Genomic DNA, 22,568 nt, shown 5'->3' with positions numbered 1-22,568 from the left:
AATTAATGCCCTGCGATTACTTTTTCTCGGGTACCTGCCGTACCGGACCACCCCGCGGCCATCCGCCGCCGTGTCCGACCGGGCCGCCACCGTCGCACCGATCTCGGAGGAAAACCGTGACCACCACCGAAAGCCGTCCTGTCGCCGCTGCCGATATCTACGCCGCGGGCGGTCTCACCGTCACCAAACTCGGTGAGAACATCGGCGCCCTCATCGAGGGGGTCCACGCCACGGGAGATATCTCCGCGGATACCGCGTACGCGATCCGATACGCCCTGGCCGCGCACAAGGTCATCGTGTTCCGCGGTCAGCACCACCTCGACGACGACGAGCAGTACCGGTTCGCCTCGGCCCTCGGCACCCCGACCACCACCCATCCCACCCTCACCTCCGAGGACAATCGGACGCTGGTGATCGAGGGCGCCGCGAACAGCTGGCATACCGATGTCACCTTCATCGACCGCCCGCCGAAGGCCTCGATCCTGCGTGCCGTCGATATCCCGCCCTACGGCGGGGCGACCACCTGGGCCTCCACCGTCGCCGCCTACGAACAGCTCCCGGCCTCGCTCAAGGCACTGGCCGACAATCTGTGGGCCGTGCACAGCAACGAATACGACTACGCCGGTGTCCACGGCAACGACCCGAAACGCTCGGGCCTGGCGAAGGACCGGATGCAGAACTTCACCCGCATCATCTTCGAAACCGAGCATCCGGTGGTCCGGGTCCACCCCGAGACCGGTGAGAAATCGCTGCTGCTGGGCCATTTCGTCAAGAGCCTGATCGGGGTGAAGTCCTCGGAGTCCACGGCGATCTTCCAGTTCCTGCAGGAACGGATCACCCGCCTGGAGAACACGCTGCGCTGGAACTGGACCCCCGGCGATCTGGTGATCTGGGACAACCGCGCCACCCAGCACTACGGGATCGCCGACTTCGGCGACCACAAGCGCAGTGTGCACCGGGTGACGCTGGCCGGCGATGTCCCCGTCGCGCTGGACGGCACCACCAGCCGGATCCGCACCGGCGACGCCTCCCACTTCTCGATCATTGATCCCGCCGACCGGTTCCCCGGCTTCGGTTCCTGATCCAGGCCGAGAACATATCCGCCCCGCGGACCGGTCGCCGAATCGCGACCGGTCCGCGGGCCCTCGAAAGGACCCGTCCGTGTTCAGCCGACACACGCTCCGGCACCGCCGATCCCTCTGGGTGACGGCCGCGCTGTGTTTCGCCGCGGTGCTCGCCGTGACCGGCTGCCGGTCGGCTGTCGAACAGGCCCGGTCCGGGACGGAGGTCACCGAGGGCGGCACCCTGCGGGTCGGCAACAACGGCGATTTCGCCCCGGCCAGTCTCTATTCCGGCGCACCGGCCCAGGCCACCCTGACCGGCCTGGTGTACGACACGCTGCTCACCTACCCCGCCGAAAGCCTGGAAGCGCAACCGGCACTGGCCCGATCGTGGCGGATCGCCGAAGACGGCCGTTCCGTGGACCTGACCCTGCGCGACGACGTCACCTTCCACGACGGCCGGCCCTTCACCGCGGCGGATGTCCAGTTCAGCCTCACCACCTACGCCGAACCGCGACGCGCCGGGCAGCTGGCCCGCACCGCGGCGCTCATCACCGGCTATGAGATCGGCGGCCCGCACCGGCTGACGCTGCGGCTCGCCCGCCCGGCGGGCACCGTACTCGATCTGCTCGCCGTGGTGCCGATCATCGACCGCAACACGCTCGCCGATTTCGATACGGGCAAGGGCTACAACGGGACCGGGGCCTTCCGGTTCGTGGAATGGAAACCGGGAGCGTCGATGACCTTCGCAGCGAACGAACACTACTGGGGCGGCAGACCCCACCTCGACGGGGTCGAATACGTCGTCGTCCCCGACGCGCAGACCCGGATCTCCCAGCTGCGCTCCGGACAGCTCGACCTGCTGCTCGGCGCGGGGCCCCGGGACGCCGACGCCCTCTCCCGCAACCCGGCCTTCCGGGTGGTCCCGCAGACCGGTGTACGCGCCAACTGGTATATCGGCGCCAACGTCCGCGCCCCGGGATTACAGGATGTGCGGGTGCGCCGCGCGATCGCCCACGCCGTGGACCGCGCCCGGATCCTGGCCGATGTCTATCGGGGGCACGGATCCACCGACGCACTTCCCTGGCCCGAGTACTCCCCGGCCTTCGACGCCGGGCTGAACTCCGCCTACAGCCACGATCCGGACAAGGCGCGGGCCCTCGTCGCGGAGGCCGGGGAACTGCCGGTCATCCCGATCAGCTACACCACCGGATCCACCGAAACCGAGGCGGTCGCGCAGATCGTGCAGGCCGATCTCGCGGCGGCCGGTATCGACACCCGGCTCGACCCCCTGGATTACGCCACGACGATCGAACGGCTCATCGGCGGCACGTATCCGGGACTGTGGATCACCGCGCACACCTACGCGCAGTTCAATCCCGCGACGCTGCCGACGAGCGCCTACCCGTTCAATCCGCAGAAGAACGCCTCGAATTTCGCGGACGACGATTACCGCCGCGCGGTCGAATCGGCCTGGGCGATCGTCGATCCGGAGAGTCCCGAGGCCGCCGCCGCGTATCACCGGTTCAACACCGAACTGCTCGACAACGCGTTCGTCATCGAACTGGTCGGCTTCGAGAACGATCTGCTGATGGCCGGTGGGGTGCACGGGGTGGCCTGGTCCAAACGGGCCGAGCTCGAACTCGCCGACGCCTACCTGGGCGGGTGAGCGACCATGCTGCGCTACACCCTGCGCCGGATACCGTCGGCGCTGCTGGTCCTCGCCGCCGGCTCGGTCCTGGTTTTCACGATGCTGCGGCTGGTGCCCGGCGATCCGGCGCTGACCCTGGCCGGTCCGGACGCCTCGCCCGAGGCGCTGGCCGCGTTGCGGGCGGAACTGGGGCTGAGCGGGTCGCCGGTCGGCGGCTATCTGTCCTGGCTCGGCGATATCGCCGGTTTCGATCTGGGGCGGTCGCTGATCCTCGGCGGCGATATCGGCACCCTGGTCCTGGACGCGCTGGGCAACACCCTGATCCTCGCGGTGTCGGCGCTGCTGATCGCGGTGTCGCTCGCCTTCGGACTGAGCACCGCCTCGGTGATCGCCGATCGGCGGTGGCTCAACAACGCGGTCACCGTGTTCGGCACCCTCGCGGTCGCCATCCCCAACTTCGTCACCGGCGCGATCCTGGTGGTGCTGTTCGGCGTGGTGTGGATGGTGTTACCCGCCGGTGGTATTCCCCGCCGCGGTTTCCTCGACGATCCGGTGATCTCGGTGCAGTACCTGGTATTACCGGCCGTCTGCCTGGCACTGCCGATCGCGGCCGCGCTGACCCGGTTCCTCACCGAAGCCCTGCGCACCCAGCTCGCCGAACCGTATATCACCACGGCCCGCGCCCTCGGAATCCCGCGGCGGCGCATCGTCTTCACCCAGGCGCTACCGAACGCACTACCCGCCACCGTCACCGTGCTGGGTATCCAGATCGGTCATCTGCTCGGCGGCGCGGTCCTGGTCGAGGTGATATTCGCCTGGCCCGGGCTCGGATATCTCATCGAACGCGCGATCGGCGCCCGCGACTATCCCGTGGTGCAGGTGATGCTGCTGTTCTCGGTGGCGCTGTTCGTGGTGATCCAGCTGACGACCGATCTCGTCAACGCCTGGCTCGATCCCCGGATCCGATTGGGAGGAACGCGATGAGCACCGTGACCGTACTGCCGGAGGCACCGCGGCGGGCTGCCGACCGGGTGAGTCTGTGGTCGGGTCTGCGCACCGGCCGCGGACTGGCCGGAGCCGTCCTGGTGGCGTTCGTGGCGCTGGCCGGGCTGCTCGCCCCGTGGCTGGCGCCCTACGCACCGGACCAGCAGATTTCCGGCGCCGTACTGCTGGCGCCGGACGCCGAGCACCTGTTCGGCACCGATTCGGTGGGCCGCGATATCTTCTCGCGGACCCTGTACGGCATCCGGATCGATCTGCTGGTGATCTTCCTGGCCGTGCCGCTGGGCGCCGTCGTCGGTGCCGCGCTCGGCCTGGCCGCCACCCGCTTCGACCGGCTCGATACCGCGATCCAGCGCGCGTTCGACCTACTGCTGGCCTTCCCGGCCATCGTGCTGGCCATCGCGCTGACCATGGTGGCGGGGCCGGGTGTGCTGACGATCGGCCTGGTCATCGCCCTCGCCGAGATCCCGGTGTTCGGCCGGTTGACCCGCACCTCGGTACGCACCATCCGGCAGGCGCCCTATGTCGAGGCGGCGCGGGCGCTCGGCGCCGGCGAGGGCTGGATCCTGCGCCGGCATATCCTGCCCAACTGCCTCGAACCGCTGACCGTGCAACTCGCGCTGGCGATGTCGGTCGGGGTGTTCATCGAGGGCGCGATGAGTTTCCTCGGTCTCGGTATCGTGCCGCCGGCGCCGTCGCTGGGGTCGCTCATCGAGGAGGGCACCCAGAACGCCTACTACTCACCGCTGTTCGTGGCCGGGCCGCTGGCCGCGGTCCTGCTGCTGGTCCTCGGACTGCTGCTGATCTCCCAAGCACTCGCCGCCCGGTCCCGGCGGCAGTGACCCGTCTCGTTCGAGGAGCTCCCGGTGCCCACTGCACTCCTGGATGTCCGTAATCTGCGGATCGCCTTCGATCCGGCCGCACCCGCCGTGGACGGGGTCTCATTCGAGATAGACCGTGGCGAAGTCGTCGCCCTCGTCGGCGAATCGGGTTCCGGCAAATCGCTGACCGCGCGCGCGATCATCGGCCTGCTGCCCACCGCGGCCCGCCCCACCGGATCGGTAACTCTGGGCGGGGCCGAGATCATCGGCACCGCCGAGCCGGAACTCAACCGGCTGCGCGGCACCCGGATCGCCTTGATACAGCAGGAACCGCAGACCGCCCTGAACCCGGTCCGGCGGGTGGGCTGGCAACTGCGCGAGGCGATCCGGTCCCACCGCACGGTATCGGCGGCCACCGCCCGGGCGCTGGCGATCGAACTGCTCGACCAGGTCGAGATCCCCGATCCGGCACGGCGGGTGAACTATTTCCCGCATCAACTCTCCGGCGGCCAGAAACAGCGGGTGGCCATCGCGCTGGCCCTGGCCGGCGACCCGGATCTGCTGATAGCCGACGAGCCGACCACCGCGCTCGATGTCACCGTGCAGGCCGAGGTCCTGGCGCTACTCGACCGGATCCGCGACCGCCGCGGTATGGCCGTCCTGCTCATCACCCACAACATGGGAATCGTCGCCCGGCATGCCGACCGGGTGCTGGTGATGCGCGCGGGCGCGGTCGTCGAAACCGGTACCACGCATTCGCTGTTCGATACCCCCACCCATCCCTACACCCGATCCCTGCTCGCGGCGGTCCCCCGGCTGCCCACCGGGACACCGGTCACCCCACCGGCCGGACCGGACGACGATATCGTGCTGGAATTCACCGACGCCGTGGTCACCTATCCGGCCCGGCGCACCGATCCGGAGTTCCGCGCCGTCGATTCGGTGAACCTCGCCGTCCACCGGGGCGAGGTGCTGGGCCTGGTCGGTGAATCGGGTTCCGGCAAAACGACACTCGGGCAGGTCGCGGCGGGGCTGGTACCGCTCACCGCCGGGCGGGTCCGGTTCGGCGGTCACGATCTCGCCGCCGTCTCGCGACGGGAGTTGCGCCGGATCCGGCGCGGCCTGGCCTTCGTCCAGCAGGACCCGGCGACCGCGCTGGACCCCCGGTTGCGGATCGCGGCCACCATCCGCGAACCGCTCGATGTGCACGGCGAGGGGACGCCGGCCGAGCGCCGCCGCCGGGTCCTCGAACTACTCGACGCCGTGCGGCTGCCCGCGACCCTGGCCGACCGGCTGCCCCACGAACTCTCGGGTGGCCAGCGGCAGCGGGTCGCACTGGCCCGCGCACTGGCCCTGGCCCCGCGGCTGCTCATCGCCGATGAACCCACCAGTGCGCTCGACGTCTCCGTCCAGGCCGAGATCCTGGATTTGCTCACCGAGATCCAGCGCGAACTCGGTTTCGCCTGCCTGTTCATCAGTCACGATCTGGCCGTGGTGCACCGGGTCGCCGACCGGGTCGCGGTGCTGCGCGCGGGGTCGGTGGTCGAAACCGGCCCGGTCGGCACGGTGTTCACCGCCCCGCGCGATCCGTACACCCGGGCCCTCGTCGCGGCCGTCCCGGTGCCGGACCCGGTGCACCGCCCGGATCGGGCGCCACGGCAGCCGGTCGCGGTCTGACCCGGCCGGTCCCGGATCCGCCGCCCGTGCCACGCGGCAGCGGTGACAAGCGGCCGGCCCCTCAGACCTGGACCGGCGGCAGCGCCGGTACCACGGTCCGGGCGTCGACTCCCGCGAAGGCCAACGCAATGAGCAGACCGGCCGCCTCTTCCAGCTGCCGCGCCCGGGCCAGCGGTCCCAGCACCGCGGGCACCGCTCCGGCGTCGCGGACCAGTGTCGAGGTGGTTTCCAGCGCCGCGGGATCGTCACCGCACAGCACCACGGTGGTCTCCGCGCCGGCCGACCCCCATTGTGTGGAGGGGACCAGATGAAATCCCTTGACCACATGGCTGCCCGGCGCGGCGTCGGCGATCCGCTGCGCATTGGACACTCCTGGCGGGTTCAGCACCACGCCCACCCCGTGGCCCACCGGGTTGGTCGGGTCGATAACGGGCAGACCCGCCCAGCTCCCGTCCGCCCCGCCGGCGGCCTCGACGACTTCGGCCGCCGCATCCCAGGGCACCGCGAGCAGGACCGCGTCCGCGCCGCGCACCACGTCCCGTGGGGTGGCGGCGCGTGCAGCCGGTTCGGCGGCTACCGCACCGGAGTCCCCGCGAGCGCCCGGCAGGGCGGCCCGATTCAGTCGTGCGGCCAGCGCCTCGGCCCGCTCCGGTACCCGCCCGGCGACGGTGACCCGGTGCCCGGCCCGCACCCAGCAGGCGCCGAGCGCTTCGGCGAGATGTCCCGTTCCCAGAATGGCGATTCGCATCGGTCGACTCCTCCGTCATAACGATCTACATGCGAGGACTACCGTAGAAACCGGAATACGCACCGATCGGTGCGTAGCGACCGACAACGCTGGTGGGCGATGACCGATCACACCGAACCGATCGCCGACTGCCGGCTGCGCGGGGCGCTGGACCTGTTCGCCCACACCTGGGATCCGGTGCTCCTCGCCGCACTCGCCGCCGGCCCCCGCCGACGGGTGGACCTGCGCACCGAGATCGGCGGAATCAGCGATAAAGCCCTCACCGAGGCCTTGCGGCGGCTCATCGGCCGGGCTCTGATCTCCCGGCACCCGGGCCGGCACGCGCCGCCCGGGGTCGAGTACCGGCTCACCGATCTCGGTGCCGGCTTCGTGGACGGCCCGCTGCGCTCATTGGCGGCCTGGGTCAGCGAATACGGTGACGAACTGCGGGTTCCCGGCGAAACCGATCCGCCGCTACGCCGGTCCTGAGCTGCGCGGCGCTACGCCGTGGACGGCCCCGGCGCTCGGTGTTTCCACTGTCGCGGGCTCCCGCGACCGTCCTGACCCCGAGGCGCAGCACGGCGGCCCCGCCCGCAATCGCCCGGGTCTGCCCGAGTCTCGGGCGACCGGGTACTGCGCAGCTCGTCGCGGCCGTGCGCGGTGGCCTGATCAGGTGCGGTCGCCGGACCCGTAGGCCGCCCAGAACGTCCGGACCGCCGCGGCGGCGATCGCGCGCTGCTCCGCGGCCGCGACCTTCCGGGTGCCCTGAGCGGACCGGTTCTCCAGGGGACCGGTGAGCAGCGCGAGGAACTGTTCGGCGGCGGTCGCCGGGTCGGTGGTGCTCAATTTCCCGGACAGCGCGAGCAGGCCCAGCCGGTCGGTGAGGGCGTCCAGGGTCCGGGCCCCGGTGCGGTCCCGGACGTCCAGGACGAGTTCGGGCAGCCGGTTCGCCTGTGCGGACGTGAGCCGGCGCAGCGCGTGCGAGGTCTCTCCCGCGCAGATGCGCAGCAGCCGGCGGGCGGTGTCGTCGAGCGCCGCGGGCAGATCGGCGCCGGGGTCGCGCAGGCGTTCGACGGCGTCGAGGCATTGCGCGCCCACCCGGTCGGCCGCCAGCAGCAGCGACTCCCGGAGCAGGGCTTCTTTATCGCTCATGTGGTTGTAGACGGTGGGTTTGGCCACGCCGGCCTCGGCGGCTATCTCCCGGACGCAGGCCTGTTCGTAGCCGAGCCGGGCGAAAACGGCGAAGGCCGCGTCGAGGATGGCCTGCCGTTTATCGATCCGCCCCCGGGCCGGGACCTCCGCTGCTCGCACCGGTCCAGAGTACCAAGAGAACCGATCGGTTGAACCCACTGGTTCAAAATGCGAAACCGTGCTTCACTGGACCGGTCAGATAGCTTTTATGAACCCATGGGTTCACCCAGGAGGGTCTACCGGTGATAGTCAATCTCTTGCGCTTCCGCTTCAAAGACGACGTATCGGCCGAACAGCAGGACGAGGTGCTGACGACCATGCGCCGCACGGCGAGTGTGGAATCGGTCGTCTTCGGCTCGGTCGGGCGCGATATCGGCGACCCCGCCGAAGGATTCACCCACGCCTACTGCGCGGCCGTCGCCGACCTGCCGGCGCTCGAGCGCTATCTGCACGACCCCGTTCACCTGGCCGGCGACCCGAATATCCTGCCGTACTTCGACCGGCTCTCGGCGGTCCGATTCTCCGACGATCCGGCTCCGGACCTCGCCGCCCGTATCGAGGAGCTGCATCTGGCGAAGGTGCGGCTCTATCCGGACTGGGGCCGGGCGCTGGCCGAAATCACCGACCACACCATCGTCACCGAACCCGCCGTCTGAGCGGCCGGGTGCGGCCGGGCCCCATCCGGGCACCGGCCGCACCGGCGCGGTTCCGGGTCAGCGCGCTGCCGCCGGCTCCCCGGCGCTCGCGCCCACGTAGGCCGCCCACAGCGCCCGGTAGGCCCCGTCGTCCCGCGCGAGCAGATCGGTGTGGGTGCCGGTCTCCAGCAGGCGGCCGTCGCCGAGCACCACGATCAGATCAGCTGCCGCGGCGGTGGCCAGGCGGTGGGCCACCACGAGCGTGGTGCGGCCCGCAGTGAGCACGTCGATCGCCGCCTGCACCCGGGCCTCGGTGCCCAGATCCAGGGACGCGGTGGCCTCGTCGAGAATCAGGATGTCGGGTTCCACCAGTTGGGCACGCGCCAGGGCGAGCAACTGACGCTGCCCCGCCGACAGCCCGCGCCCGTGCTCCCCGATCGGTTGCAGATATCCGTGATCCAGCGCGGCGATCATCTCGTGCGCGCCGACCGCCCGGGCGGCCCATTCGATCTCGGCCGGACTCGCCTCGGGCCGGCCGTAGGCGATGGCATCGCGCACCGTATCGCCGAACAGGAACGGTTCCTGCGGCACCACACCGAGGCGTTTGCGGTAGTCGCGCAATGCGTAGCGGCGAATATCGACACCGTCGACCAGCACCTGGCCCGCCGTCGGGTCGTAGAACCGGGCGAGCAGTTTCACCAGTGTCGACTTGCCCGCGCCGGTCTCTCCGACCAGCGCCACCCGCTGCCCGGGAGCGATCCGCAGATCCACACCGCCCAGCGCGCGCACCGGCGGTACTCCGGTGGCACCGCCACGCGGGGCGTACGCGAAATCCACCGACCGCATCTCGATCTCACCGCGCAAGGACCGCACCGGCCGGGAATCGGGAGCGTCGGGGGTGTCGACCGGTGTACGCATCAGCTCACCGAGCCGGTCCACACCGACCACGGCCTGCTGATAACTGTCGAACACCTGGGACAGCTGCTGGATCGGCGAGAACAGCAGATCGATATAGAGCAGGAACGCGATCAGCGTGCCCGCGGTGACCACCTCGTCGCGCACCTGGTGCACACCGACCGCCAGCACCGCCGCGGTCGCCACCACCGACATGAGCTCGATGAACGGGAAGAACACCGCCATCAGTGTCTGGCTGCGCAGCCGGGCGTCGCGGTAACTCCAGGACCGCCGTTCGAATTCGGCCTGGTTCACCACTTCGCGCCGATAGCTCTGGGTGACCTTGATGGTGTCGACGTTCTCCTGCAGGTAGGCGTTGACCGCACTCACCCGGTCGCGGGCCAGGTTGTAGGCCGGAACCGACGCCCGCCGGAACACGAGGGTCGTGACCACCAGCACCGGCAGCGTCGCCAGCACCACCAGCGCGAGCCCGGCGTCCACGACCAGGAGCGCCACTACCACACCGACGATGGTGATCGTGCTGGTCAATGCCGTCGCCAGGCCGGTCTGCAGAAATCCGGACAAGCCGTCGACGTCGCTGGTCATTCGGGTCATGATGCGGCCGCCGAGTTCGCGTTCGTAGTACTGCAACCCCAGTCGCTGCAGTTGCGCGAACGTCTTCACCCGCAGCCCGAACAGCAGCCGTTCGCCCGCCCGGCCGGTGACCCGCACCTGGGCCACCCCGATCACCCAGTCCGCGGCCACCACCAGCACGGTGAGTCCCGCCGCGACCAGCAGCACGCCCTGCGCGTCGGCGAGTACGCCGTGGTCGATACCGTGCCGCACCAGGAACGGGATCAGCACCTGTGCCAGCGCGTCGATAGCGACCAGTGCCAGCCCGGCCAGCAGCGGCCAGGCGAACGGACGCAGCAACCGGGGCAGGGTGAATCGCGGGTCGGCGGTGTGCGAGAACGATTCCGGTACCTCGGGTTCGCCGGTGGCGGGCGGCAGCCCGTCGATGAGCCGGGCCACATCGCCGCTGGGCGGTGCGGCCGCCATCATGCCGCCCATCGCCGCACCCCGGCCGACGCCGGCCGGCGCCCCGGCGGCACGCTGCGCGAACGCCTTCGCCACCTGTTCGAGAGTGCGCGTGTCCTCGGTATCGGCCTCGGGTTCCACCCAGAGCACGGCGGTGGCAACGGGCGGCTCGCCGGATACCGCGGAGGTGTCGATCGCACCGGGACCGGGTGGGGTGAACAGCGTCCGGAACAACCGGCCGCGATCCTGGAGTTCGGACAGCGCACCCAGTTCGGCGACCCGGCCGCCGTCCAGGATCGCGACCCGGTCGGCCAGCGCCAGCGTGGACAGCCGGTGCGCCACGACCAGCGTGGTGCGGCGGCGCACCTCACCCGCGATCCGGGTGAAGATCAGTTCCTCCACGCGGGCGTCGATCGCGGAGGTCGCGTCGTCGAGTACCAGGATCGGCGCGTCGGTGAGCAACGCCCGGGCCAGCGCGATGCGTTGGCGCTGGCCGCCGGACAGTCGCTGGCCGCGTTCGCCGATCCGGGTGCCGAGACCGTCGGGGGTGGCGGCGACGAAACCGTCGGCTGCGGCCAGATGCAGTGCGTGCCAGATTTGTTCGTCGGTCGCGTCCGGCCGTCCGTAGGCGACATTGGCGCGGATGGTGTCGGCCATGAGGTGGGTGTCCTCGAAAACCATCGCGACCTGCGCGCGCGGGGCGGGCAGCGCCCGGATATCGGTATCGCCGAACCGCACACTGCCGGTGTCGGGGTCGAACAGGCGCGGCACCAGTTGCGCGAGTACCGATTTGCCGGACCCGGCACTGCCCGCGACGGCCACGGTCTCCCCCGACTCGATCGTCAGATCGAGTCCGTCGAGCACCTGGTTACCGCCGAAACGGAAGCCCACATCCCGGAATTCGATGCGCGGCGGTGCGCCGCCTGCCGGTTCACCGCGGGCGACCGAAACCTTGGGCGAGGGCGTATCGATCACCTCCCGCACCCGGTCCAGCGAAGCCCGGCCCTGCTGGCTGACGGTGAGCAGCATGGAGAACTGCCGGATCGGGCTCACGAACGCACCGAGGTAGGTCATGAAGGCCAGGAACGTGCCGAGCGTGATCGAGTGATGCAGTGCCAGCAGCCCGCCCACGATCAGCACCGCCGCCTGCCCCACCGCGGGCACCGCCTGCATGGCCGGGGTGAAGCGGCTGGTGATCCGCGCGACCCGCAGCCGCGACCGGAACAGCGCGGCGGCGCGGTCACGCAGCCCGTCGAGTTCGTGCCTCTCCTGCCCGAACCCCTTCACCACCCGGACCCCGGCCACCGCGGCCTCCACCCGCATCGCCACCTCGGCGGCCCGAGCCTGGGCATCCCAGTTGGCGGGGAACAGTTCCCGCTGGCTGCGCCGGGCGATCCACCACAGTGCGGGCAGCACCAGCAGCGCGATCAGCGTCAGCGGCGGCGACATCACCGCCATCAGCCCCAGCGCACCCACCAGCAGCACCACATTGCCCGTCACCATCGGGATCAGCTGCAGAAACATCTGGATCAGCGTGACGTCGGTGATGGCCCGGCTGACGACCTGCCCGGTCTGCAGACCCTCCCGGTCGCGCCCCTCCAGGCGCAGCAGTGCGGCGAACAGATCGCGCCGCAGATCGTGCTGTACACCGAGCGAGAGTTTCGACGAACCGACCCGGCGCGTGAACGAGGCGGCGAACCGCGCGACGCCCAGCGCCAGCAGCAGCAACGCCCACGGTGTCACCGATTCGGCGGTCACGGTGAGCGTATCCACCACATGTCGGACCACGAGCGGCAGCGCCGCGGTGAGCGCCGCCGCGGCGGCGGCGCCGAGGTAGGCGGCGAGCACCAGGCGGCGGTGCACCAGACATCGGCGGGCCAGATACCGCAGCCAGCCCACACCGTCGGCGTCGCCCTCGATTCCGGAGGTCCGCGGTGGTGTCGCGGTGCGGGTCACCGAGCCACCGCGAGCGGGGTCTCGGCGGCCAGCCGGTTCTCCGGCCGCGCCAGCCCGTAGTGCCCGCGCAGGGTGGTCTCGGTGTAGTCGGTGCGGAACAGTCCGCGCTCCTGCAGGATCGGCACCACGCGCTCCACGAACCGGTCCAGCCCGGACGGCAGCACCGCGGGCATCACATTGAACCCGTCGGCGGCCCCGGCCGTGAACCATTCCTCGATCGTGTCGGCGACCTGTTCGGCGGTCCCGGCGAAGGTGCGGTGCCCGCGCCCGCCGCCGAGCCGGGCGATCAGCTGGCGCACGGTGAGCCGTTCGGTGCGGGCCAGGTTCACGATGAGCGTGTACCGGCTCTTGGCGCCCTGGATATCGTCCTCACTGGGCAGATCGCCGGGCAGTTCGCGATCCAGTTCCAGTGCCTCGACCGGCAGGCCGAATCGTTCGGCCAGCTGGCGGCGGGCGTACTCCGGCGAGATCAGCCGCGCCAGTTCGGCGTCCAGGGCGCGGGCCTCGGCCTCGGTATCGCCGATCACCGGCACGATTCCGGGCAGGATCTTGAGCGTCTCCGGGTCGCGGCCGAGCCGGCGGGCGCGGTCCTTCAGATCGGTGTAGAAGGCGGTGCCGTCGGCGAGGGTCTGCTGCGCGGTGAACACCGCCTCGGCGTAGCGGGCGGCGAAATTCTTGCCGTCCTCCGACGAACCGGCCTGCACCAGCACCGGATACGCCTGCGGCGACCGGGGCACGTTCAGTGGGCCGTCCACGGAGAAGAACTCGCCGCGATGACGGATCTTGCGCACCTTGTTCGCGTCCGCGTGCACGCCGAGTTCCTTGTCGGCGATGATCGCGTCGTCCTCCCAGCTGTCCCACAGTTTCGTCGCGACCTCGACGAATTCGGCGGCCTTCTCGTAGCGGAGCCGATGATCGGGAGTGTCGTCGAGTCCGAAATTGCGGGCGGCGTCCGCGCCCGCCGTGGTGACGATGTTCCAGCCCACCCGGCCCTTGCTCACCCAGTCCACCGACGCGAACCGCCGGGCCAGGTTGTAGGGGTCGTTGTAGCTGGTGGAGGCGGTCGCGATGAGCCCGATCCGGCTGGTTTGCACGGCCACCGCGGTCAGGATGACAGTCGGTTCGAGTTTCCCGCCCGGGCGCCGGCCCGGATCCCCCATCAGAACCGGGCTGTCGGCGAAGAAGATGGAATCGAACTTGCCGCGTTCGGCGGTTTGGGCCAGCCGGACGAAATGGTCGATATCCACATGGGCGCCAGGATCGCTCTCGGGTAACCGCCACGCCGCCTCGTGGTGGCCCACCGACATCAGAAACGCGTTGAGGTGCAGGGTCTTCCCGCCCGGGCGCGGGCTATCGGCAGAGGTCATGGTCGGTTTCCTTTCACGCGGCGACCGGGTCGATACCCAGGGCCGTCAGCAGGGTGCGCCGGATGCGCTGGAATTCGGGCAGGCCGGTATCGCGCTGCTCGGGCAGGTCCACGGTGACGTCCACCGCGATCACTCCGTCCTCGAGCACCAGCACCCGGTCGGCGAGCGCGATCGCCTCGTCGACATCGTGGGTCACCAGCAGCACGGTCGGCCGGCGGCGGCGGATGAGCGCCCGCAGCAGTTCGTGCATCTTGATCCGGGTCAGCGCGTCCAGCGCACCGAACGGTTCGTCGGCCAGCAGCAGATCGGGTTCGTCGACCAGCGCCCGCGCCAGCGAGACCCGCTGCTGTTCACCGCCGGACAGTTCCGCGGGCCAGGCCCGTTCCCGGCCCGCCAGACCCACCTCCGCCAGCACCCGCAGCCCGTCGGCCCGGTGCCCCCGCGGCTGCCCGAACAGCACATTGGTGAGCAAGCGCTGCCAGGGCAGCAGCCGGGAATCCTGGAACACCACCGAGGTCTTGTCCGGGACCCGCAGCGTGCCGGAGCCCGCCACGTCGTAGTCCAGACCGGCCAGCGCCCGCAGCAGCGTGCTCTTCCCCGAACCGCTGCGGCCCAGCAGGGCCACGAACTGGCCCTGCGGGATCCGCAGATCCAGTTCGTCGAGCACCGTGCGGTCGCCGAAACCGCGGGTCAGTTTCCGTACCTGAACGCCTAGCTCGCGATCGTCCGCCGCCACGACAGCACCTTCCGTTCCAGCAGCCGGATGGCCGCGTCCGAGAGGAGGCCGAAGGCGCCGTAGACGACCAGGCCCACCAGGATCACATCGGCCTGGCCGTAGTTCTGCGCATTGGTCATCATCTTGCCCAGACCGTCGATGGCGTTCACCGATTCCACGACGATCAGGATCAGCCAGGCGCCGGTCACCGAGAGCCGCAGTCCGAGAAAGAATCCGGGCAGCGAACCGGGAATCACGACCTGGCGGATGAAGGTCGCCCGCGAAACCCCCTGCACCTCGGCGAGTTCCACCAGCCGTTTGTCGATGGTGGTCAGCGACGCGTGGACCTGGATGTACATATGCACGACCACCCCGAGGGTGATCAGCACGATCTTGAAGGTCTCGCCGATACCCAGCCACAGGATCAGCAGCGGGATCAGGCCCAGTGTGGGTATGGCGCGTTTGAGCTGCACCGGCCCGTCCACGATGGATTCGCCCAGCCGCGACAGACCCGAGATCAGTGCCAGGCCGGTACCGATCACCAGGCCTATCCCGAGACCGATGGCCGCCCGCTCCAGCGATGCCGCGATATTGCTCAGCAGGATCCCGTCGGCCACCAGTTGCCGGCCGGTCTGCAGAACGGTCCACGGCGCGGCGAGTTTCCGTTCGTCGATCACACCGCCCGCGACGCCGGCGGTCCAGGCGCCGAGGAGCAGCACCACGCCGAGCAGCCGGGCGAACGGCACCGATCTGCGCAGGCCCAGCCGGCGCAGCGGCCGCCGCGCGACGAAACCGTCGGGACGGACCGGCGCCGCGAACCGGCGGTCGAGTGCGATGGTCATTGCGACTCCTCGGTCCGGTACTGCGGCGCCACCGCCGCGGCGGCGATACCCTCGAAACGCCGGTCGAACAATTCCTCGGCGTCGAACGATTCACCGAAATAACCGGATCCGGTGACCAGATCGATGGTTTCCTGTTCCCATTCGATCGCCGAATTCCAATTGGCCGGGAAATACGGTTTCGGGGTGGTATTCAGAATTCGCCTGCCGTCGGCTTCGGAAACTTCCTGATCCTCGACGTAATAGGCTTTGATCCATTCTTCGGGATGCTCCCAGGCCCATACTTCGCCGCGCGCCCAGAATTCCACGAAGGTCTTGGCGGCGGCGAGTTTCGCCGAATCCTGCAGGACCGCGGTGGGCGCCCACAGGACCGTCAGCGCGTCCACCGCGTCGGTGGCGACCGCGGTGGCGCCCTGGGCGCGATACTGGTCGAGATATTTGGTGAGCGACGGTTCACCCAGCGGGGCGACGTCGATCTGGCCGCCCTGCAGCGCGGTGAGGAACTGCGGGCTGTTCAACTCCACCAATTGCACCTCGTCAAGGGAGATACCGGCGGCCTGCAACGTCCGCAGCACCACCACACCCTGGGCCTGCCCGGGCGAGAACGCGATCCGCTTCCCGCGCAGTCCCGCGATATCGGTGATATTCGAGCCGGGCGCGGTGGCGAGATGATAGTTGGGCAGCGCACGCTGTTTGACCCCGATGATCTTGGCGTCGAGTCCGGTGGCGCGGGCGTGGATGGGCGGGATACCCGCGTTGGAGGCAATATCGACCGCCCCGCCGCGGAAGGCCTGGATCACGTCCGGGCCGGCGGTCACCGCGGGCCAGTCGCTCACGGTGAAAGGCAGCTTCCCCACCTCACCGGAGGTCTGCAGCGCCACCCGGCTGGTGCGCACCGAGATCGACAGCGCGGTGCCCGGCGGTACCGAGTCGGGCAGCGCGGCGGTGAGGGCCACATCGCCGCCGCTATCGGTCGCGCAGGCGGCGAGCAGCCCGGCCGCCGCCAGCGCGACACTTATTCTTCGCAGAGAATTGAGCACGTTGATTTCCTGGGTCCGATTCCGGATTCGATGACATGGATTTCCGCCACCGGACGACACGATGCGCTCGTTTTCATATCCGCCGCGAGATACATTTCGCTCATGGAATTACTGTGCCGAACCTCCCGGTGACCGTCAATATTCGTCCGTATTAAACTAAGTCCGAGTCGAATGCGTCCCGGGGATCCGGTGCGAAGGGGGCGAGCGGCCGGTCGAAAAGCCGCTGCAACGCGACCGCGGCCGCCGCGGTCTCCAGCACCCGCCCCTGGAACGAGGACGCCGTGATCAGGTGATCCGGCTCGATACCGGTTCCCGCCTGGTGGCCCACGGTGTCCAGGTACGCCTCCCGCACCCCCGGCACCCGCGCGTAGGCGCGATCACTGACCACCACCGCCGCTGGGTCCAGCAGATCGATGAGTGCCGCCAGCACCCCGCCCAGAATGACCGCGCGCTCGCGGAACAGATCCTGTACCAGCGGTTCCGCGGCGTGGTCCAGCAGATCCGGGAAACTCGCGAACCTCCCGGGCGACCGCTCCCGGGCGGCGCGCAGCAACGCGTGATCGGCGAGCCGCTCGAGCTCGGCGGGAGCGAGCGGACCCGCCGGGGAGCCACCCAGCCACCGGGCCAGCGAGCCGGCCGCCGACCGCGGCCCGTAGTGCACCCGCCCGTGCACCGTGAAGGCCACATCGATCACATTGCCCACGAACAGCATGATCGAGCTCGGCGCCGCGCGGGTCGTGCCGTAGAGCTGCTCCGCGTACATCAGCGCCCGGGTGTGGTTGTCCAGTACGGCCGGCAACCCGGTCGCGGCCGCCAGCACCTCCCGCACCGGTACATCGCGCCAGCCCAGAAACGAGTGGTGCACGACGGTACCGGCCTCGGTATCCACCCATCCACCGGTCGCCACCCCCATGCCGAGGATGCGCCGCGCGCCGCATTCGTCCCGGATCCGGCGCACCTGGTCACCCGCCGACGCGAGGATCGCACCGGGGTCCGCGGACGGATGCGGAAGGCGACGGCTCCGCACCACCGTGCCCGCGATGTCCACCACCGCCACCGTCGTGTGCTCGGCCGCGATATGTACGCCCACCACCACATTGCCGTCGGTGTCGAGCGCCAGCGGGCTGTAGGGCCGCCCGATCCCGGCGGCAGTGGTATCCGGCAGCTCCACCAGCAGTCCGGCGGCGATAAGCGCCCGGGACTGCATGGTGAGGGTGGCGGGGGATATCGCGGCATGCCGGGCGATCACGCTGCGCGGGGCGTGCCCGAGTTCCAGTACCGCCCGCAGTACCGATCCCGCGCTGCCGTCCGCCATCGCCGCCACCTCTTCATCACCGCGCCGCCGGAAAACGGTAGCGACGCGCGGGTGCGCCACGCAGGGTTGAGCGCAGAGTGATCCGAAGCCCCGCCGCTTCACCCGGATCGGGTGACGACGCCACCGTCGGCACCGCTCTAGGTTGGGCCGATGTCCCGCCCGCCCGCTGCCGCCCTCGCCGATACCCGCGAGCAGCGGCACGCATCCGGTGTCCGGCAGCGCGACCTGGCACCGTTCGACGCCGTCGCCGCGTATCAACCGTCTACCGACCGCGATCCCCTGGCGCTGCTCGAATCCCAGGCCCCGACCCGCGTCCCGGAACTCGTACCGGTGCGCTACGCCCGGATGGCGACCTCGCAGACCGCGTTCTACCGGGGCGCGGCGCTGGTGATGGCCGACGATCTGGCCCGCGCACCCGGGAGCGGTCTGCGCACCCAGCTGTGCGGGGACGCGCATCTGAGCAATTTCGGCCTGTTCGCCACCCCCGAACGGCGGCTCGCCTTCGACGTCAACGATTTCGACGAGACGTATCCGGGGCCGTTCGAATGGGACGTCAAACGCCTCGTCGCCAGCCTGGTCGTCGCCGGACGCGATAACGGGTTCAAAACCAAACACCGCCGCCGGATCGCGCTGGCCTGCTGCGCCGAATACCGCGAAACGGTGGCCCGGCTGGCCGGACGCGGCGAACTGGAGGTCTGGTACGCCCATATCGCGGCCACGGAGGAGATGGCGCAGGTGAAGGAGGTGGTCGACGCCTCGGTCCGGAAACGGGTCACCAAGGCCATCGACAAGGCGTGGGGCCGCGACAGCGCGCACGCGCTGTCGAAACTGACCGTCACCGGCGACGACGGCCGCCCACGGATCGTGAGCATGCCGCCGCTGGTCGTCCCGGTGGAAGAGCTGTTCTCCGCGGCCGACGCGGCCCGCATCCACGAAACCATGATGGACCGGCTGGTCGACTATCGCGCCACCCTGCAGTCGGACCGCCGGTATCTGCTCGACCGCTTCGACTACGTGCATTCGGCCCGCAAGGTCGTCGGGGTGGGCAGTGTCGGCACCCGCTGCTGGATCATCCTCATGCGCGGCGCCGGCGGGGATCCACTGTTCCTGCAGGCCAAGGAGGCGCAACCGTCGGTTCTCGCCGGGTATCTGGACGGCCCGCAATACAGCAACCAGGGCGAACGGGTGGTCACCGGGCAGCGCCTCATGCAGGCGGCCAGCGATATCTTCCTCGGCTGGCATCAGGGCCCCGATATCGACGGTGTCACCCGGGACTTCTATGTCCGCCAGCTGCGCGACGGCAAGGGCAGCGCGGTGATCGATACGATGCCGCCCGAGATGATGACGCTGTACGGCCGGCTGTGCGCGCGGGTGCTGGCCCAGGCGCACGCCCGCGGCGGCGACCGTTTCGCGCTCGCGGGCTATCTCGGCACCGGCACGGAGTTCGACGAGGCCATGGCCGCCTTCGCCGAGGACTACGCCGAGCAGAGCGCCCGCGACCACGCCCTGCTGCGGCAGGCGATCGACGACGGCCGGATCACCGCGTCCGCGACCACCGACGGGTGAGCCGCTAGTTCACCACCGCGAACGCGAACCCGTCCCAGCCCTTCGCACCCACGGTCTGGATGACGGTGGCGTCCAGACGTGGTTCGGTGGCCAGCAATTCGACCAGTTCCCGGCTCGCGCGGACGGCGGGGTCGGCCGAGGTGTCGTCGGCCAGACCACCGCCGCGCACCACGTTGTCCACCACGATCGTCGCGCCCGGCCGGCCGAGCCGCAGCGCCCAGCGCACATAGTTGGCGTTGTTGACCTTGTCGGCGTCGATGAAGATCAGGTCGTAGGGGTCGGGCCGCTCATCAGCAAGTACCGGCAGGCTGTCGATCGCCGCGCCGACCCGGATCTCGACCCGCTCGCCGACGCCCGCGCGGTCCAGATTCGCCCGTGCCACCTCGGCGTGCCGCGATTCGTATTCCAGCGTGGTGACCAGGCCTTCGGCGCCGACTCCGCGGGCCAGCCACAGGGTGCTGAACCCGCCGAGGGTGCCGATCTCCAGCACCCGGCGGGCGCCGGTGGACCGGGCGAGCAGGGACAGGAACTTTCCCTGCGCCTCGGAGACATCGATGGCCGGCAGCCCCGCGTCGGCGTTGGCCCGCAGCGTCGCGCTCGATTCGGTGTCCCGCACCAGATGGTCCACCACGTACCGGTCCACATCCGCCCAATCAGGTGTACTCATACCCGCAGTCTGCCACCCCGCCGCGGCTCCCGGCCGGATCCGACCGCCGCTACCGGGCGCCGATCGGCTTCCCGAAAAACGAGGCCACGGTCTCGCCGAACACCGAGGCGAGGAAAGGCAATTCACCGGGCGTGGCCAGCATCGTCGCAACGTCCGCGGTAGCGCAGCCGGGTTGTGCGGGTACGCCGCCGAGCCGGTCGCGCAGCCAGAGCAGGGCCGCGGGTCCCCCGGTGACCTCGGCCGCGATGTGCTCACTCGCGTGATCGCGGGTGTACTGGACACTGGCGCCGGGGTCGGCGCAGTAGGTGTCCACGAGCCGGTTCGTGGCCGGCAGCGGCAGGATCTCGTCCCACGCCGAATGCCAGACGAACAGCGGCATATCGGGGACCGACCGGCCCATCCGGGTGTCGTCGAGCATCGCGGTGACCGCGGGATCGCGCATCGGGTCGCCCTGGGTGCGCATCATCCCTTTGAGGTTCAGGAACGGCAGCAGGGCCGACTGATACTGCACGCACAGCGGCGCTTTGAGGGTCATGAGGGTTTTCCCGACCGGATCGAGATTGCGGTCCAGGAAGTCCGCGAAATCCGGGTACTCGCGGGCCAATCCCATCACCGCGGCGAAGACGAGTCCGGAGGTCGCCTGATTGTTCGCCATTTCCAGGGCGGCGCCCAGATCCGCGCCCACACCGCCCATCGCGCTCGCGACGATGTTCAGTTCCGGGGCATAGGAGGCGTGCAGTTCCGCGGCATGACCGGTGGCGATCGAGCCGCCCGAATAGCCGTACATCCCGACCGGCGCCGCCGGCCCGGATTCCAGCGGCGCGAACGAGGTGGCCGCCCGGATACCGTCCAGCGTGATCCGGCCGGCCAGCGGTCCCGCGGCATAGGCCGAGTCGGGACCCTGATGGTCCGGGATCACCACCGCCCAGCCCTGCTGCAATGCCGCCTGCGCGAAGACGAACTCGGCGGGAGCGACGATCTGGCCCAGGAGCGGGGCCGCCGAAAGATGCTGTAGCGCATAGGACGGCGTGCAGTAACCGGCGGTGGAATCCTCGGCGATCTGCACCGACAGCAGCGGGCGCGGCGCCGCCGCGGCGCCGCGCGGCTTCAGCACGGTCGCGACGGCGGGTACGGCCTCGTCGCGGCTGTTGTTGGACCGGTAGGAGACCTGCCAGGCGTCGACGTTCAGCGGGACGAGACCGAAATTGGCCACATTCACCCGCCGTACCGCGATGATCTCGCCGGGCGCGTGGGCCGCGACCGTCTCGGCCGCCGGCCGATAGAACCCCGGGTCCAGTTCGGGGGGCAACGGCAGGACCCGTGCGGGTTCCACCACGTCCGGATTCGGTTCCGCCCCGGCTGTTCCGGCGATCGGTACCGCCGTCAGCAGCAGTGCGCTCAGCAGCAGTGTGCCGATCCGGCGTACCCGCCCGGTCTCGGTCCTCATCGACCCACATCCTCACGACCACGTTGAGACGCCTACGTCTCAAACATGGCGCAGAGTATGGCACGGCGGTGTCGGACAACACAATCAGTCGGCGCCGGAGGCCGGCAGGATCAACGCCGCCAGCAGCGCCGAGAGCACCGCGAGCAGATCGTCGGCCGACGGGCGCGGTTGCTGCCGGCTCCAGTGGTGCACGGCGCCGTTCACCGCGCCGATGAACGCCGACATCGCCAGCTCCCAGCCACCCGTGGGCGTCCGCACTCCCGGCACCGCGGCGGCGGCCGCCGCGATCACCTCGCCCCAGCCGGTACGCACCCGCTCGCGATGCCGCTCGACCTCCGGACCCACCCCCACGATCTCCACGAAAGCGACCTGCACCCAGCGGTTGTCCGCGGTGATCGCACCGACGTAGGCCCGCAGCGCCGCATCCATCAGCGTCCGGGCATCGCCGCTACCGGCGGCGGCCAGCCCGTCGGCGAACGCCGCCCGGGCCCGCTGCTGGACATGGTCGTACACATCGACCAGCAATTCCTCGCGCGCGGAGTACTGCTCGTAGAACTGCCGCCGCGACAATCCCGCCACGGCGCAGACATCCGCGATGGAACTCGCCGCGTACGACCGCTGCGCGAACACCGTCAGGCCGGCGTCGATGAACAGCGCTCGGCGCTCGGCCCGCCGTTCGGCAACCGACCGCCCGGCATAGCTGTGCCTGGTGCGCGCGCCGCTCATATCCGCCCGGATCCACTCGGACCCGGGGACCTGCGGCACCCGCCGGCGAAACGGGAGACCGGCCGGTAGTGGGTCACTCTGATACCTGCGCACTCCTGTGGTCGGGTCGGGCGGGCCCACCCTACTGCCTGGGCACGTGGACCCCCGTTGGAGGTCCGGGTGCTCTACCGCGCAATCGGGGCCGCCGACGCAGCCTTGTCCGGGGCTCGGGTCCACAACGGTCTCGACCACTC

19 protein-coding genes are annotated in these 22,568 nt (G+C 70.0%); 8 read left to right on the top strand and 11 right to left on the bottom strand.

Features of this window, described 5'->3' with window-relative positions; genetic code table 11:
* Positions 1–116 precede the first annotated feature (116 nt).
* The 5 genes from AB0F41_RS17630 (at position 117) to AB0F41_RS17610 (ending at position 6,212) form a co-directional block, all read left to right on the top strand.
* Complete coding sequence (locus AB0F41_RS17630) at positions 117–1,082, top strand: TauD/TfdA family dioxygenase (protein ID WP_357424955.1); 966 nt, start codon at positions 117–119, stop codon at positions 1,080–1,082.
* 79 nt (positions 1,083–1,161) lie between these two features.
* On the top strand, positions 1,162–2,730 hold the full coding sequence (locus AB0F41_RS17625) for an ABC transporter substrate-binding protein (protein ID WP_357424953.1): 1,569 nt from the start codon (positions 1,162–1,164) through the stop codon (positions 2,728–2,730).
* Positions 2,731–2,736: 6 nt separating this feature from the next.
* Entirely contained in the window at positions 2,737–3,696 is a 960-nt protein-coding gene (locus AB0F41_RS17620; RefSeq protein ID WP_357424951.1) for an ABC transporter permease, read from the top strand.
* A complete protein-coding gene (locus AB0F41_RS17615; RefSeq protein ID WP_357424949.1) occupies positions 3,693–4,556 on the top strand; it encodes an ABC transporter permease in 864 nt (287 codons plus the stop codon). The genes AB0F41_RS17620 and AB0F41_RS17615 overlap by 4 nt, the downstream gene beginning before the upstream one ends.
* Before the next feature lie 24 nt (positions 4,557–4,580).
* Positions 4,581–6,212 (top strand): ABC transporter ATP-binding protein, encoded by a 1,632-nt coding sequence (locus tag AB0F41_RS17610; RefSeq protein WP_357424947.1) that lies wholly within the window; start codon positions 4,581–4,583, stop codon positions 6,210–6,212.
* A gap of 61 nt (positions 6,213–6,273) precedes the next feature.
* Here the strand turns inward: AB0F41_RS17610 and AB0F41_RS17605 are convergent, their stop codons facing one another.
* Positions 6,274–6,960 carry an NAD(P)-binding domain-containing protein gene (locus AB0F41_RS17605; RefSeq protein ID WP_357424945.1) on the bottom strand — a complete coding sequence of 229 codons (687 nt, stop codon included), beginning with the start codon at positions 6,958–6,960 and terminating at the stop codon, positions 6,274–6,276.
* 99 nt (positions 6,961–7,059) lie between these two features.
* On the opposite strand from AB0F41_RS17605, the gene AB0F41_RS17600 reads away from it, so the two are divergent.
* Positions 7,060–7,428: a helix-turn-helix domain-containing protein gene (locus tag AB0F41_RS17600; RefSeq protein WP_357424943.1), complete on the top strand. Its 369-nt coding sequence runs from the start codon at positions 7,060–7,062 to the stop codon at positions 7,426–7,428.
* Positions 7,429–7,608: 180 nt separating this feature from the next.
* On the opposite strand, the gene AB0F41_RS17595 is transcribed toward AB0F41_RS17600, so the two are convergent.
* Complete coding sequence (locus tag AB0F41_RS17595; protein ID WP_357424941.1) at positions 7,609–8,250, bottom strand: TetR/AcrR family transcriptional regulator; 642 nt, start codon at positions 8,248–8,250, stop codon at positions 7,609–7,611.
* A 122-nt stretch (positions 8,251–8,372) separates the two neighbouring features.
* Here AB0F41_RS17595 and AB0F41_RS17590 point away from each other — a divergent pair, with 122 nt between their 5' ends.
* On the top strand, positions 8,373–8,786 hold the full coding sequence (locus tag AB0F41_RS17590) for a Dabb family protein (protein WP_357424939.1): 414 nt from the start codon (positions 8,373–8,375) through the stop codon (positions 8,784–8,786).
* A 57-nt stretch (positions 8,787–8,843) separates the two neighbouring features.
* Here the strand turns inward: AB0F41_RS17590 and AB0F41_RS17585 are convergent, their stop codons facing one another.
* The 6 genes from AB0F41_RS17585 to AB0F41_RS17560 form a co-directional block, all read right to left on the bottom strand.
* Positions 8,844–12,653 (bottom strand): ABC transporter ATP-binding protein, encoded by a 3,810-nt coding sequence (locus AB0F41_RS17585; RefSeq protein WP_357424937.1) that lies wholly within the window; start codon positions 12,651–12,653, stop codon positions 8,844–8,846.
* The gene (locus tag AB0F41_RS17580; RefSeq protein ID WP_357424935.1) at positions 12,650–14,020 is read right to left on the bottom strand and encodes an LLM class flavin-dependent oxidoreductase; all 1,371 of its coding nucleotides are present in this window, start codon (positions 14,018–14,020) and stop codon (positions 12,650–12,652) included. The genes AB0F41_RS17585 and AB0F41_RS17580 overlap by 4 nt, the downstream gene beginning before the upstream one ends.
* Positions 14,021–14,033: 13 nt before the next feature.
* Entirely contained in the window at positions 14,034–14,756 is a 723-nt protein-coding gene (locus tag AB0F41_RS17575; RefSeq protein WP_357424933.1) for an ABC transporter ATP-binding protein, read from the bottom strand.
* Complete coding sequence (locus AB0F41_RS17570; RefSeq protein WP_357424931.1) at positions 14,732–15,577, bottom strand: ABC transporter permease; 846 nt, start codon at positions 15,575–15,577, stop codon at positions 14,732–14,734. The genes AB0F41_RS17575 and AB0F41_RS17570 overlap by 25 nt, the downstream gene beginning before the upstream one ends.
* The gene (locus tag AB0F41_RS17565; protein WP_357424929.1) at positions 15,574–16,614 is read right to left on the bottom strand and encodes an ABC transporter substrate-binding protein; all 1,041 of its coding nucleotides are present in this window, start codon (positions 16,612–16,614) and stop codon (positions 15,574–15,576) included. The genes AB0F41_RS17570 and AB0F41_RS17565 overlap by 4 nt, the downstream gene beginning before the upstream one ends.
* A gap of 151 nt (positions 16,615–16,765) precedes the next feature.
* Entirely contained in the window at positions 16,766–17,929 is a 1,164-nt protein-coding gene (locus AB0F41_RS17560; RefSeq protein ID WP_357424927.1) for an ROK family protein, read from the bottom strand.
* A 150-nt stretch (positions 17,930–18,079) separates the two neighbouring features.
* On the opposite strand from AB0F41_RS17560, the gene AB0F41_RS17555 reads away from it, so the two are divergent.
* Positions 18,080–19,495 carry a DUF2252 domain-containing protein gene (locus AB0F41_RS17555; RefSeq protein WP_357424925.1) on the top strand — a complete coding sequence of 472 codons (1,416 nt, stop codon included), beginning with the start codon at positions 18,080–18,082 and terminating at the stop codon, positions 19,493–19,495.
* 4 nt (positions 19,496–19,499) lie between these two features.
* Here the strand turns inward: AB0F41_RS17555 and AB0F41_RS17550 are convergent, their stop codons facing one another.
* The 3 genes from AB0F41_RS17550 to AB0F41_RS17540 form a co-directional block, all read right to left on the bottom strand.
* The gene (locus AB0F41_RS17550) at positions 19,500–20,162 is read right to left on the bottom strand and encodes an O-methyltransferase (RefSeq protein WP_357424923.1); all 663 of its coding nucleotides are present in this window, start codon (positions 20,160–20,162) and stop codon (positions 19,500–19,502) included.
* A gap of 49 nt (positions 20,163–20,211) precedes the next feature.
* Positions 20,212–21,609 (bottom strand): lipase family protein, encoded by a 1,398-nt coding sequence (locus AB0F41_RS17545; RefSeq protein ID WP_357424921.1) that lies wholly within the window; start codon positions 21,607–21,609, stop codon positions 20,212–20,214.
* A gap of 84 nt (positions 21,610–21,693) precedes the next feature.
* On the bottom strand, positions 21,694–22,335 hold the full coding sequence (locus tag AB0F41_RS17540) for a TetR/AcrR family transcriptional regulator (RefSeq protein ID WP_357424919.1): 642 nt from the start codon (positions 22,333–22,335) through the stop codon (positions 21,694–21,696).
* Positions 22,336–22,568: the final 233 nt, after the last annotated feature.

This window comes from Nocardia sp. NPDC024068, assembly GCF_040638875.1.
In the GTDB taxonomy this organism is placed as follows: domain Bacteria; phylum Actinomycetota; class Actinomycetes; order Mycobacteriales; family Mycobacteriaceae; genus Nocardia.
Note: the sequence above shows the minus strand (reverse complement) of the source record. Positions and strands in the feature narration are given on the sequence as shown.